The 13,429-nt window shown below is 65.8% G+C and carries 13 protein-coding genes and 1 pseudogene; 5 read left to right on the forward strand and 9 right to left on the reverse strand.

Annotated elements, in window-relative coordinates; all coding sequences use genetic code 11:
* On the reverse strand, positions 1-5,125 hold a 5,125-nt coding region (locus tag Q2100_RS21485; protein WP_302915690.1), incomplete at its 3' end, for a cadherin-like domain-containing protein.
* A 211-nt stretch (positions 5,126-5,336) separates the two neighbouring features.
* Between Q2100_RS21485 and Q2100_RS21490 the strand changes: the two are divergent.
* A pseudogene (locus Q2100_RS21490) lies at positions 5,337-5,597 on the forward strand (DUF933 domain-containing protein); the annotation flags it as partial.
* Positions 5,598-5,636: 39 nt separating this feature from the next.
* Here the strand turns inward: Q2100_RS21490 and Q2100_RS21495 are convergent.
* The 5 genes from Q2100_RS21495 to Q2100_RS21515 are packed head-to-tail and all read right to left on the reverse strand — an operon-like array spanning position 5,637 to position 8,277.
* A complete protein-coding gene (locus Q2100_RS21495; RefSeq protein WP_302915691.1) occupies positions 5,637-5,954 on the reverse strand; it encodes an SH3-like domain-containing protein in 318 nt (105 codons plus the stop codon).
* Positions 5,941-6,537 carry a nitrile hydratase subunit alpha gene (gene nthA, locus Q2100_RS21500; RefSeq protein WP_302915692.1) on the reverse strand — a complete coding sequence of 199 codons (597 nt, stop codon included), beginning with the start codon at positions 6,535-6,537 and terminating at the stop codon, positions 5,941-5,943. The genes Q2100_RS21495 and nthA overlap by 14 nt, the downstream gene beginning before the upstream one ends.
* Positions 6,534-7,205: an SH3-like domain-containing protein gene (locus tag Q2100_RS21505; RefSeq protein WP_302915693.1), complete on the reverse strand. Its 672-nt coding sequence runs from the start codon at positions 7,203-7,205 to the stop codon at positions 6,534-6,536. The genes nthA and Q2100_RS21505 overlap by 4 nt, the downstream gene beginning before the upstream one ends.
* Positions 7,206-7,264: 59 nt before the next feature.
* Positions 7,265-7,639: a VOC family protein gene (locus tag Q2100_RS21510; RefSeq protein ID WP_302915694.1), complete on the reverse strand. Its 375-nt coding sequence runs from the start codon at positions 7,637-7,639 to the stop codon at positions 7,265-7,267.
* Positions 7,639-8,277 (reverse strand): class I SAM-dependent methyltransferase, encoded by a 639-nt coding sequence (locus tag Q2100_RS21515; RefSeq protein ID WP_302915695.1) that lies wholly within the window; start codon positions 8,275-8,277, stop codon positions 7,639-7,641. The genes Q2100_RS21510 and Q2100_RS21515 overlap by 1 nt, the downstream gene beginning before the upstream one ends.
* A gap of 316 nt (positions 8,278-8,593) precedes the next feature.
* Between Q2100_RS21515 and Q2100_RS21520 the strand changes: the two genes are divergently transcribed.
* Entirely contained in the window at positions 8,594-9,355 is a 762-nt protein-coding gene (locus tag Q2100_RS21520; protein ID WP_264012290.1) for a bestrophin-like domain, read from the forward strand.
* Positions 9,356-9,383: 28 nt separating this feature from the next.
* Entirely contained in the window at positions 9,384-9,785 is a 402-nt protein-coding gene (locus tag Q2100_RS21525) for an ester cyclase (protein WP_302915696.1), read from the forward strand.
* A 23-nt stretch (positions 9,786-9,808) separates the two neighbouring features.
* Here the strand turns inward: Q2100_RS21525 and Q2100_RS21530 are convergent, their stop codons facing one another.
* The 3 genes from Q2100_RS21530 to Q2100_RS21540 all read right to left on the reverse strand — a co-directional run bounded on the left by Q2100_RS21530 (position 9,809) and on the right by Q2100_RS21540 (position 11,738).
* The gene (locus Q2100_RS21530; protein ID WP_302915697.1) at positions 9,809-10,267 is read right to left on the reverse strand and encodes an SRPBCC family protein; all 459 of its coding nucleotides are present in this window, start codon (positions 10,265-10,267) and stop codon (positions 9,809-9,811) included.
* 55 nt (positions 10,268-10,322) lie between these two features.
* Positions 10,323-11,228, reverse strand: coding sequence for a hypothetical protein (locus Q2100_RS21535; protein WP_302915698.1), 906 nt, complete (start codon positions 11,226-11,228; stop codon positions 10,323-10,325).
* A 135-nt stretch (positions 11,229-11,363) separates the two neighbouring features.
* Positions 11,364-11,738, reverse strand: a complete 375-nt coding sequence (locus Q2100_RS21540) for an HNH endonuclease (RefSeq protein WP_302915699.1) — start codon at positions 11,736-11,738, stop codon at positions 11,364-11,366.
* Between the two features lie 155 nt (positions 11,739-11,893).
* On the opposite strand from Q2100_RS21540, the gene Q2100_RS21545 reads away from it, so the two are divergent.
* On the forward strand, positions 11,894-13,174 hold the full coding sequence (locus Q2100_RS21545) for a serine hydrolase domain-containing protein (RefSeq protein ID WP_302915700.1): 1,281 nt from the start codon (positions 11,894-11,896) through the stop codon (positions 13,172-13,174).
* Between the two features lie 39 nt (positions 13,175-13,213).
* Positions 13,214-13,429: hypothetical protein (locus tag Q2100_RS21550; protein WP_302915701.1), on the forward strand; the 216-nt coding region annotated here is incomplete at its 3' end.

Below are 13,429 nucleotides of genomic sequence, written 5' to 3' on the forward strand. Positions count from 1 at the left end.
CTGCGCCTTCGGGATCACTGTCATTGCCCAGTACACCGGGCGCCGCCACGGTCATCGTGGCGTCCTCATTGGTCGAGTAGGCGTCGTTGGCAGCCACCGGGGCGGTGTTGACCGCGTTGACCGTCAGGTTCACCGTGGCGACATTGCTGTCGAGCGAGCCGTCATTGACCTTGTAGGTGAAGCTGTCCGGTCCGCTATAGCTGGCCGCCGGGGTGTAGGTGAACGACCCGTTCGAGTTGAGGGTCAACGTTCCGTGCGATGGGTCCGTCACCAGCACCGCCATCAACGAATTTGTCTCGGGGTCACTGGCATTGGACAACACGCCCGGGGAGGCCACCGTCAGCGCGGTGTCCGCATTCGTCGAATAGGACTCGTTGGCTGCCACCGGCGAATCGTTGACCGGGGTGATCATGACGGTGACGGTGGCTTCGTTGCTGGTAGCACCGGCGTTGTCGTTGACGCGGTAGGCGAAACTGTCGATCGTCACTTCCACACCGTTCGAGGTGTAGGTGACGGTGCCGTTGGGGCCGGCGGTGACGCTTCCGGCGGCAGGGTGCCGAGTGATGACGACCGTGGACGTATCGACCGTGCCGTCGGCGTCGGTGTCGTTGGCGGTGACCGTGACAATGGCGACGCCGCCTTCGGCGACGGTGATGCTGTCGTTGTTAGCGACCGGCGGTGCGCTGAGAGGGACATGTGTGGCCAACGAGATCACCGACACGGTCTTGTCGAAGTAGTTGGTGATGTACGCCAGGGTGCCGTCGCGGGGGACCGCGATGTCGTACGGGGTGTTGCCGACGGTGATGGTGGCGGTGACGGTGTTGGTGGTGGTGTCGATCACCGACATGGTGCCGTCGCGAAAGTTGGTGACGTAGGCGCCGGTGCCGTCGGGGCTTAGCGCGATATTTGACGGGGTGTTGCCGACGGTGATGGTGGCGGCGACGGTGTTGGTGGCGGTGTCGATCACCGACACGGTGCCGCTGGTGGAGTTGGCGGTATAGGCGCGGGTGCCGTCGGGGCTGAGCGCGATCCCGGTCGGGCCTCCTCTGCTGAGGGGGATGATGGCGGTGACGGTGTTGGTGGCGGTGTCGATCACCGACACGCCGTCGTCCTGGGTATGGGCAACGTAAGCGCGGGTGCCGTCGGAGCTGAGCGCGATACCATCTGGCCTGCGGCTTATCGGGATCGTTGCGATGACGGTGTTGGTGGCGGTGTCGATCACCGACACGGTGTGGTCGCGATTGTTGGTGATGTAGGCGCGGGAGCCGTCGGGACTGAGAGCGGTTTCCCGCGGGCCCGCGCCGACGGGAATGGTGTCGGTGACGGTGTTGGTGGCGGTGTCGATCACCGACACTGTGTAACCAATGAAATTGGTGACGTAGGCGCGGGCGCCATCGGGGCTGAGTGTGACCCCGTTCGGGGAGTCGCCGACGGTGATGGTGGAGGTGACGGTGTTGGTGGTGGTGTCGATCACCGACACGGTGTCGTCGCCGTTGTTGACGATGTAGGCGCGGGTGCCGTCGGGGCTGAAAGCCACCCCACTAGCGGCGCCGCCAACGGCGATGGTGGCGGTGACAACTGCTTCGGCCGGATCGATCGGCACATTGTTGACCGTGACCGTGACGGGCGGGTAGGTCCCGTCGGTGACTGTGACGGTGAAGCTGTCGACGTCCTCGCCGGGAGATTCGTAGGCGTCGAGGCGTGCCTGCGGCTTCGGTGTGTAGCTGAAGGTGCCGTCGGTGTTGACCACCACTGTGCCGCGGGTCGGCTCGGTGGTGACGGTGTAGGTCAGGTTGTCGTTGTCGGCGACGTTGAGATCGCCTGTGACAAAGCCGAATTGGGGATCGGCCGAGTTGACGGTCGGCGGCGCGGTGATCACCGGGGCACGGTTGGCGAACGAGATCACCGACACGGTACCGCCGGAGTAGTCGGTGGTGTACGCGCGGGTGCCGTCGGGACTGACCGCAATCCCCATGGGGTAGTCGCCGACGGGGACGGTGGCGATCACGGTGTTGGTGGTGGTGTCGATCACCGACACGGTGTCGCCCCCAGCGTTGGTGGTGTAGGCGCGGGTGCCGTCGGGACTGACCGCGATCCCCAACAAGTAACCGCCGACGGGGATGGTGGCGGTGACGGTGTTGGTGGTGGTGTCGATCACCGACACGGTGTAGTCAATCTGGTTGGTGACGTAGGCGCGGGTGCCGTCGGGACTGACCGCGATCCCCAACACGTAACCGCCGACGGGGATGGTGGCGGTGACGGTGTTGGTGGTGGTGTCGATCAGCGACACCGTGCCGCCCGTGCCGTTATAGGTGTAGGCGCGGGTGCCGTCTGGGCTGAATGCCACTCCGCGCGACCCCGTGCCCACGGGGATGGTGGCGGTAACGGTGTTGGTGGTGGTGTCGATCACCGACACGGTGGGGGCGCGGTTGTTGGAGATGTGGGCGCGGGTGCCGTCGGGCCTGACCGCAATCCCCAGGGGGTACGCGCCGACGGGGACGGTGGCGTTCACGGTGTTGGTGGTGGTGTCGATCACCGACACGGTGTTGTCAATCTGGTTGGTGACGTAGGCGCGGGTGCCGTCGGGACTGACCGCGATCCCCAGCGGGTATCTTCCGACGGGGATGGTGGCGGTGACGGTGTTGGGGGTGGTGTCGATCACCGACACGCTGTGACCGTTGTAGTTGGCGGTGTAGGCGCGCGTGCCGTCCGGTCTGAGCGCTATCGCGTCTGGGTTGCGGGTGACGGCTATGGTGGCGGTGACGGTGTTGGTGGTGGTGTCGATCACCGACACGGTGCCGGCGCCATTGTTGGTGATGTAGGCGCGGGTGCCGTCGGTACTGATCGCGATTCCCTGCGGGTATCTTCCGACGGGGATGGTGGCGGTAACGGTGTTGGTGGTGGTGTCGATCACCGACACGGTGCCGGCGCCATTGTTGGGGATGTAGGCGCGGGTGCCGTCGGTACTGATCGCGATTCCCTGCGGGTATCTTCCGACGGGGATGGTGGCGGTAACGGTGTTGGTGGTGGTGTCGATCACCGACACGGTGTGACCGTTGTAGTTGGCGGTGTAGGCGCGAGTGCCGTCCGGGCTGAGCGCAATCGCGTATGGGTTGCCGGTGACCTCAACGGTGGCGGTGACGGTGTTGGTAGTGGTGTCGATGACCGACACGGTGTTAGAGCTGAAATCGGAGGTATAGGCGCGGGTGCCGTCGGGGCTGAAGACGACCGCGTTCGGACCGACGCCGACGGCGATAGTGGCGGTGACGACCGCTTCGGCTGGGTCGATGGGCACGTTGCTGACGGTGACCTCGATGGGCGGGTGGGTCCCGTCGGTGATTACGACGGTGAAACTGTCGACGTCCTCGCCGGCGGATTCGTAGGCCTCCAGGCGTTCTCGCGGCTTCGGTGTATACGTGACCGTCCCGTCTTCGTTGACGACCACCGTGCCGCGGGTCGGCGCGGTGGGGACGGTGTAGACGAGAGGGTCACCGTCGGGATCGGCGACGTTCAGCGTGACATTCACAGCGCCGGTCTGTGGGTCGGGGCCGCCGTTGATGGTGAAAGCCGGGTCGCCGACAACGGGGGCGCCGTCGACGGGGGTGATGGTGATGTTGACGGTGGCGGTGGAGTCGCCGTTGAGGGTGTAGGTGAAGGTGTCGGTGCCGTTGAAGTTCGCTGTCGGGGTGTAGGACACGGCGGTGCCACTGATGGTGGCGGTGCCGTGGGCGGGTTGGGTGATCGCGATGATGTGTTTGGGGCCGGCGTCGGTGTCGGTGTCGTTGGCCAACACCTGGATCAGGGTGGGACCGCTGTCCTCGGCGATGCTGATCGGGCCGTCGTCGATGGCGACGGGGGCGTCGTCGATGGGGGTGATGGTGATGGTGGCGGTGGTGGTGGAGGTGTGTTGGCCGCCGGAGAGCAGTCCGTCGAGGCCGTGGACGTGCCAGGGGCTGGCTTCATCGGAGACGGTGTAGGTGAAGGTGTCGGTGCCGGTGTAGTTGGCGTTCGGGGTGTATCTGAATTTGCCGGTGGTGGGGTTGAGCACCACCGTTCCGTGGGTGGGTTGGGTGTAATCGGTGATGGTGAGCACGTCGCCGCCCGGCAGGCCGGCGACCGGGGCGCTCACGTCGGGGTCGGTGTCGTTGCTCAGCACCGCGATGTCCACGCCGGTGTCTTCGGAGGTGGTGACCGCGTCGACGATGGCGGTGGGGGATTGGTTGAAGAAGCTGCGTTGCAGTTGGCGTTGCGCCCAACCAAGCACGATGAACAGCATCGTCGGCGGAGCGGGGGTGGTCGGGCCGGGGGAGAAGATTGAGTTCAGCAGGGTGGTGATGGCGGTATTGACGATGGTGGCCAGCACCACCGGGGCTCCCATGAGCGCTTCAGAGAGGTTGGCTGGCTGAGCGGTCAGCGGCGCTGGGGCTGGGGTGCCGGGCGCGGTTGCGGCGGTGATGAACATCTGCGGTGTTGGGGCGGGGTCATCGAGGGTCGATGTGCTCATCGCGCGTGCGTTGGGCTGTCCGTCGCTCAACTGTCCGGCGTCGCTGTCCTGGTCCGTGGGGCTGTTGGGGTCTTGGATCAGAGCGGGGGTGTTGGTGTCCGCGGGTGCGACGTAGTGGGTCGGCGGCTCGGTGGGCGGCGGTGGGTCGGGTGTTAGGCCTGTGGTGTCGGTGACTGCGGCCGGTGTGGGGGTCCCGGTCTGCGGGGTGGTGTTCTGTGGGGTGTGCACCACCGGGGTCAAGGTGGTGCCGTCCTGCTTGGTGCTCTCCTCGTCGAGATCGGAGTCGTCGTCGAGATCGGAGTCATTGTCGAGATCGGAGTCTTTGTCGAGATCGGATAGATGCGCGCCGTCGATGTTGGCGCCAGCATCTGACTTCGGCGCATCGGTGTCGGCCTCGTCGTCGGCCTCGTCGTCGGACGGATCGTCGGACGGTTTGTCGGACGGATCGTCGGAGGTGTCGGAGTTGTCGGAGGTGTCGGAGTTGTCGCCCGTGGACTGCGAACCCTCCTCGGCCCATGCCACCGCCGGGTTGCTGATGCTGTATCCGGTGGCCGCCGCCGCCCCGACACCCAGCGCCACCGCCAACGCACCGACCCGACCGATGTGAATCGCATAACCCATGGCTGCGTCCCCGACGACCCAGACGTCGCCGCGAAACCGGGGTCGGTGAGGTTTCGGTCGGTGCCAGCCCGATTGCGCCGCTCAAAAGAGCGACAGCAAATTGACTGCGCCGTCAGAGTCTAGCGGAGCCGGCATGGCGTTGTGCCTCTTTTGCGACCCGTTCCGGTGCTGAAGTCGCGCCGTCTTCGCGGCACATTTGCGCGTTTGCCGAATCAAAGCCGCATTGCAGGACCTCGACGAGCAGTCTGCGGCCGAATTGCTGGAGTCGATCGGGCGCCACGCGGCGAAAGCCGCAGGGGTCGTTCACACCGTCTTCGAGAAGGGCTTCATCAAGGCCGAGATCGTGTCCTACGACGACCTGGTGGAGGCCGGCTCGATGGCGGCGGCCAAGTCGGCGGGCAACGTGCGCACGGAAGGCAAGGACTACGTGATGGCCGACGGCGACGTCGTGGAGTTCCGCTTCAACGTGTAGGTGCGGGCAGCCGACCGGAGTGTCTCCAGATCGAAACGGTCAGTGATCGTGGCCGTGCGGGCGCGCCAAGAACTCTTGATGGCGCGCTTCGATAACACCGGGATCGAGCGCGCAGGTGTCCGCGAGAGCGTCCTCGAGCGCCGCCGCCCAGCTGCGCCAGTAGGGCCGGGTCGGTGCCTCGCCCACCCGGACCATGAGCCGTTCCCGGAAGTCCGCATAACTGAACACGCGTTGGCAGAGCGCCATCGTCACGCCGAACAGGCGACGCTCCCACGGTGCGTCGAACGCCAATTCCCCGTTCGCTCGCGGAGGTGCTGCCGGGCCTTCGGCGTCGAGAAGGACCTCAGCGTCCGGCATCGGCTGCCTCGGAAGCCAGCGCGACACCGATCATCGAGTCACGCGTGACCAGTGGAACCAGTTGTTCCGCCGTCCACCCTTCTGTGTCCGACGGTCGCTGGGGCAGCACGAGGTAGCGCGCTTCGGCCGAACTGTCCCAGACGCGGATACGGACATCGTCGGAGACGGCCAGCCCCATTTCGGCAAGGACCTTGCGTGGCTCGACGACCATGCGCGACCGATACTGCGGCGACTTGTACCAGCTCGGTGGCAGCCCGAGGACAGGCCACGGGTAGCAGGAGCAGAGGGTGCAGACCACCACGTTGTGCACATCGTTGGTGTTCTCGACAATCCGCATGTCCGCGCCTTCTACACCGCCGAACCCGAGTTCGGCGATGGCCTTGGTGCCGTGGTCCAGAAGTCGTCTCCGGAAGGTGTCATCGGTCCAGGCTCGCGCAATCACTTTGGCGCCGTTGAGTGGCCCGACATCCTTCTCATAGTGCTCGATGACCGCATCGACGGCGGCCGGATCGATCAGCCCGCGCTCCAGGAGCAACGACTCCAACGCTTCAACGCGGACGGCGATGGGGTCAGGCTCACTCATGCCGGCTCCAGATAAGGCTCGAACAACTCGATGCGCACCTCGGTGTTGGGCTCGGCCTCGTCGCCCCACAGTTCGGCTCCGTCGAACATGACCGTATACAAGTGCTCTGGGGCAGTTGAGCCGGTCGCGAAACGTCGGTCCGGGAGGATCGCGGCGCCGCGGTGGTCTGTCACTCGCCCGAGCCGGCCGCTGACGTAATCAGGCTGCTGACTGTGCCCATCCGCGGGCGCCGGGCGTACCCGCACCGCATCACCGATCGCAAAGCGTGCGGGCCGCTTCGTCTTCTTGTGCGTCCCAACGATCTTCGGTGCCACCCGAGCGTTCATGAGGCGGGGCAGGGTTGGACGCAACGCCACCCGCTGCAGGAAAAGGGCCGTGCCCACCACCTTGATTTTCGGTACCGAGCGTTCACCCGAGAGGTACTTGGCGAACATCTGCTCGATGGCAGGGACCCACCGGCGGTAGTACGGGCCGAAGTACTCCTCCGGCGGCAGGAGTGCCAGGTATCCACGGAACGTGTCGAGATCTGGGCCGAGCAACGTTTGCAGGAAGTAGTTGATGCCGAACACCCGGCGCTCCCAGCCCGCGTGGAACACGGGCTCGCTGGGCGTATGGGCGATCGAGCCGAAGTGCTCGGTCTTGCCGCCCAGATCGTGGCTGTTGGGCACCTAGCGAGCGTAGACCCGATCCCTTCGGGCAATGCCGATCTCGAGGCTCGATTTCCGCTTCAACGTCTGACGTCGAAGTACTGAACCAGGCAGAACTCATGTCCCTCGGGATCCAGCATGTTCAGCACGATCCCTTCGCCGTGGTCATGTCGAACGCCCGAGAAGCGTCCGCCCAGTTCCTCGACTTGCAGACGTCCGGTGTCGATGTCATCGACCTCCACGTCGAGGTGGATGCGCACCTTCGTGGCATTCGGTTCGGGAACGCGCTGAAAGGTGAGTCGGGGTAACGGTCCCGAGCGCGAGCCCACCGTCGCCCAGTCCGAATCATCCCCGTGCTCGCTCGACGCTGGGATGCCGAGCAGGGCGGCCCAAAAAGTCGACATCCGAATCGGATCGGTGCAATCGATGGTCACTCCAGACCAGCGGTTTGCCATCAATTCTCCCTCGAGCTCATCGCACTCTGCCGCAGGCATGTCGCTCGCAGGGCGAGGGCGGCGTGCGGCCGCACCCGATCGTTGCCCGCTCGTCGCATCCGCTCTGTCTCGACGAACCCGACAGCAGAGAGCAGCCGCGACAACTGGTCGATCGGCCAACGGTGAGCCGTGATCACCTTGTGGTCGAACGGTTCGAGTTCGTCGCCCTCGAAGAACCCCACCACCAGAGTCCCATCGTGCTTCATCGACCTACGGAATCCGGCGAGCACCGCGCCGAGTTCGGTGGGTTCACAGTGAATCAGCGAGTACCAGGCGAGAATTCCGCCAAGCGAGTGGTCGGGAACGTCGAGGTCTCGCATCGAGCCGACGGCGAAGTCGAGTTCGGGCCAGTGAGAGCGGGCGCCGTCGATGAAGGCAGGCACCAGGTCGACACCCCTCGCGATCGCACCGAGCTCCGTCAAGTAAGCGGTGAGGTGCCCCGGTCCGCAGCCGACGTCGAGAACTGTGCCGTCGCATCGACCAAGATGCCGGTGCAGGAATTGCAGGTCCTCGGGATCGACATGCTCGACGGCGCCGAACATGTCGATGTAGACGTCAGCGATTTCGGTGTAGCGGCGGCTGATGGCGGCGTCGAGCACAGAGCAGACTCTAGGGGCAAAAGTAGCTCGTGCGGTCTGTGACGTGGTGGAGTTCGGCTTCCACGTGTAGGTGGAGGCTGAGGCATCAGGGCCTGCGGCCAGCCGTATGAAAGGCCCGCGTCTGGGCTGAAGCCCCGGGTAATGGTCCTTGGGTGCAGAGGAAGCGACACCGACGACTGAGCCGACAATTTTCGCGGAGGCCTTTAGAGCGCAAGATTGACGATCATCGGTATGAGCCGAACGCCAGGCAGTACGTTGAACGCGGCCAACCGCAGGCGCTCGTCAACGCGTTCTCGCGGTGGAGAGCGAGGGGCTGATGAAAGACGTTCTGATCGGCGTCGTTGTCTTCGCGATCATCTTCGGCGGCGCAATGCTGGGGATGTTTCTCGGAAAGGTCCTTCCCGATCCGCATTTGAGCACCGAGTCGCGCGACGCCATCAGGACCATAATGGCCATGCTCGGGACGCTGTCGGCGGTGGTGCTCGGCCTTCTCACCGGCTCCTCCATCAGCTCGCTCGCCGAGAAGGAGAGTGAACTGCGAAGTGCGGGCGTTCAATTCATCATGCTCGATCAGACCTTGGCCGAGTACGGGCCGGAGACCGCGCCAATCCGAGCGTTGGCCAAGGATTTGCTTGCACAACGAATTCATCAGATTTGGCCGGAGGAAGGCGGTGCGGTATCGCTCACGGCGCTCAGCAGTGGGGCCGGCATAACTCTGGTTCAGCGTGACGTCTTCGAACTGTCGCCGCGGACGGAACGTCAGCAGTGGCTGCGGTCCAACGCGCTGGAGAGCACCAACACGATTGCCCAGTCGCGGTGGACGACCGTCGAACAAATCGGAAGCCGATTCCCATGGGCGTTCTTCGTCGTTGTCGTGGCGTGGTTGGCGGTGATCTTCGCCAGTTTCGGGCTGTTCGCACCGCGGAACGCGAGCGTGATCGCGGCATTGGTGGTCGCCGCGATTGCACTCGCCGGCCCGATCTTCATGATGCTCGAGATGGATCAGCCCTACGGCGGGCTGGTCAAGATCCCCAGCACTTCTCTGCGCGTCGCCTTGGACCAGATGGGGCGAGCGTAATCGTCCGAACAACCGAAAGGTCGGCCGGATGAGCCAGGACGATCTGCTGAATGTCTACCGCGCCTACCTGCAGTGCCTCAACGAGCGACAGTGGCCGCGGCTCGGCGAGTTCGTCGCCGATCAGCTGTCCTACAACGGGCGGCGGATGACCCTGCAGGACTACAGAACCATGCTGGAAGGCGATGTCGACGCGATCCCGGATCTGCACTACCAGCCGGAGGTCGTCATCGCCGACGACAACGTCGTGGCATGCAGGCTGTTCTTCGAATGCACTCCGCGGCACACTTTTCTGGGCTTCGAGCCGACAGGTGGGCAGGTGTCGTTTCCGGAGCACGTCTTCTACAGGTTCGACGACGAGCGTCGCATCGCCGAGGTGTGGTCGGTGATCGACATGCAGGCCATTCGTGAGCAGGTCTCGCGCGGGCGGTAGCGGCGGTCGATCAGTCGCGACGGTCAGCGCCTGTTGGCCGCCCACGCATCGACATGCGCCGGCAGTCGGGCGAGATGCCTACTCAGCACCCGCTGGTACGCCATGGACATGACGGCGTCGAGCAGTCGACCGACGGGGCCGCCGAACGCCGGTTCGCCGGTGGCCTGGCAGGTGTAGCGGGTACCCCCGGGAACCTCTTCCAGGGTGTCGACAGTGACGAACGGGAACCTCGACTCCGTCGACCGGAATTCCATCACTCTGGGCGGCTCGAAACGGCTGAACACGCCGGTCCACTCGTAGGTGATGCCGAACAGTCGGGCCGTGCCGTGCCAGACGTCGCCGGGAACGTAGGGCGGTCGCTTCTCGGCGCGGACGGCCACGATCCCCGGCAGCACGTTCGACGTGTTGTCCGGGTCGACGATGTAGTCCCAGACGACCTGCTCGGGATGGGCGATGACGACCGATGCGGTTCCATGAGCCATGACTCACGGTAAATCGACATGGACGCTTCCGGCGCCTGTTCGACTGGGCCTCGAGTCAGCGTGGCGGTGCAGGTGCGGGTGGAAGCGGGATCGAGTACGGGGCACAGGGCCCGAACAGGTCGGGGCGGAACAGCTTCGTCACGACGCATTCACTGTTCACGCCAGGGTATTTCGCGGTGACCGTGCGGACGACCAGGCTCCGCACCTGCTTGTAGAGGTCGGTGGACGCCGTGGTGGCCAGACTCTTCGCCAAGGAATACATGTTCATCCCGGTCCCGGGAACGGGTTGCTTACCGCGTGCCGTGTCAGGGCCGTCCTTGTTCAGCGCCGAGTGGCACTCCTGGAAGCCGGGCGGCGGACCACCGGGGGGACAGCCGTCGAACGGGAACTGGTTGAAGAACAACAGATTGAAATAGCCGGTGTGGAGACTGGCCGGAAAAGCGCCCGGATTGCAGGACGGGAACAGCGGGGGAGCCAGCCGGTTCGGCTGCCCCGCCGCGATGTTCTCCTCGACCCAGTTCGAGTGTGCGTAGAAGTCCTGCTGGGCGTGCAGTAAGCCGCCGAACGCGGCGCGCGCGGCGGGCCCGTTCACCAACACCGTCGCACCTGGGCCGGCCGGCAGTGACCCGCTGAGGATGACCGGTGAGAAGACGTCCCATGCCCGCTGCGCCTTGGCGCAGACCTCGGCGGGGCTTTTCGAGTTGTCGATGTGTCGCCAGTCGTCGAGCGCAAAGGCGTCACTGCCGACGGCGCCCCCGCCGGGCGGCGGCCCGTTGAGGATCTGCGCGATGCCGAGCTGATTGACCTGATCGGCCGGGAGTGCGGCACGCGTGATGCTGTCGTGGTTCTGGATCGCGAATGCCTGTGCGGTCGGCATGGCCAAGCAGCACAATGCGCCGATCAGGCCGGCCACGACGGCTACCGACGCTGCGGCCCGTCCCCGTCGTAGAAATGCGGTCATTCGATCTCCTCCTGGCAACGAAATCGCAACGGGATAGCACGACTTGAAACGTCGCTGCGCTGGCAGGTCAGTACCCGGCGGGCATCAACGGCAAACTCGACGACGATCGGCAGATCGCCGGTACGCGTACGCCCGCTACTCAGGGCACGGCGCGACGACGGCCTCATCGGCGACCAGCTCGCGCGCGATCTCGGCCTGCCGGACCAGGAACGCACCTTCGTCGAGCTTCTTGCGGCGCATCCAGCTGGTGACCTCGGAGTTGCACTTGCTGGCGTTGCACGAGCCGCAGCTGGGCACCACGTTCGTCAGCGCGTACCGGCCGCCGCGCGAGATCGGCAGCATGCAGTCCTTCTGCAGCGGTGTGCCATTGGCACCGCAGTAGGCGCACCCGCCCCAGGCCAGCTTCAGTGCGGTCCACTGCGCTGCAGTCAGATCGTGTACCTGCTCGGCCATCCGCCGGCTGCGTCGGCGCGCATATCTCGCCGAGCGGGTCCGGCTTCGGGACGGCATGGGCTGAGGCTAGCGCCGGCCGGAGCCTTCGGCCGTGCGGTGCGGGTCGCGTGTCGCGTTCCGCTGATCGCCGGTCTCGACTTCGTGACGGGCGTAGGGTCCGGCTACCAGCGATGCCGACGGGCGGTGGGTCCATGTCCGGATCTCGTCTCCGAATGACGCGCCTGTGCTGCCTCGCCGGCGCGGTGGTGCTGCTGGCGGCCGGTTGTACGTCGTCCGCCGACGGGCCGACGACACCAACGCCGCCGACGACCGCCACCACCGGCGTGGCGTCGACGGCGCTGAAAACGGTTGACGGAGAATCACTCCGGGCCGTCGTCGAGGCCGCGGCGAAGGAACTCGAGGTTCCCGGCGCGCTGGTCCTGCTGCAGACCCCGCAGGGGAGGTTCGTCGCGCCCTTCGGGACGACTGAGATCGGGGCCATGACGCCGCCCACCCCCGAAACCCACTTCCGGATCGCGTCGAACACCAAGACGATGACCGCCGCGTTGATCGTGCTGCTTGCCCAGGACGGCAAGCTCGCCTTCGACGATCCCGTGTCGAGATTCGTGGCCGACGTGCCGAACGGTGACAACATCACCGTCGCGCAGCTGATGAAGATGCGTACCGGTCTGTACGGCTACACGGGCGATCCAGAGCTGTCGGCGATGATGGACGCCGACCTGGGCCGGGCGTGGACGCCAGGGGAGGTGCTGGCCATCGCCTTCCGTCACCCGCCGAATTTCGCGCCTGACGCCGAATACGAGTACAGCAACACCAATTACGCGCTGCTCGGCCTGGTCGCCGAGAAGGCGGGCGGCCGCCCGCTGGCCCAGCAGCTGCAGGAGAGGCTCTTCGCTCCGGCCGGCATGGCGCAGACCTCGCTGCCCGCCGCTTACGACACCGCCATCCCGGCACCGTTCTCGCACGGCTACATGTACGGCGGCAGCTTCTACGCCCTCGGCGACGATCCCTACCCGCCCGACATGCAGGCCGCCGCGCGGGACGGGTCACTGAAGCCGGTCGACTACACCCACCAGAATTCGTCCTACGCCACCGCCGCCGGGGGCGCCATCTCGACGGCCGACGACATGGCCACCTGGATGCGCGCACTCGTCTCCGGCCGGATCTTCGATGCCGACCACCACCGCCGATGGCAGGACGCGCTGCAGGCGGAGGATCCGGAAGCGCCCGAAGGCCAGAAATACGGGTACGGCATCTCGTATCAGCGTTTCGGACCGCAGGCCGCGATGTTCTACCACGGCGGCGAGCTGCCGGGATTCAACTCGTTCATGGGCTTCGACCCGGAGAACGACGTCACGCTGGTCATCTGGACGAATCTGACGCTGTCGCCGGACGGTAGGACCACCGCGCAGGCGATGTTGCCGATACTGCTCGACGAGATCTACGCCGGCCTGTCGCTGACCTCGCCGCCGCCGCCGACGACGACGAGGTAGCCGGCGGGACCGGCCGCGTCCACGACCTATGCCGGGCCGATGAGGCAGAATCGCGACGATGACGACGCCCCCGCCGCCACGCCCAGGGGAGCCCGGATGGCGTGGTCGCGGCCAGCCACCGCAGGATCCGGCGACGCACCGCATTCCGCGGGGCCGGCCCGAACCGCCGACCCAGAGATTCCGCCCGCCGCCGGCACGTCCCGACGCGCCACGCCCACCCGACGCTGGGCGCACCGAGAGGCTGCGGCGGCCGCC

The sequence above is a fragment of the Mycolicibacterium arseniciresistens genome (assembly GCF_030519285.1).
GTDB lineage: Bacteria > Actinomycetota > Actinomycetes > Mycobacteriales > Mycobacteriaceae > Mycobacterium > Mycobacterium arseniciresistens.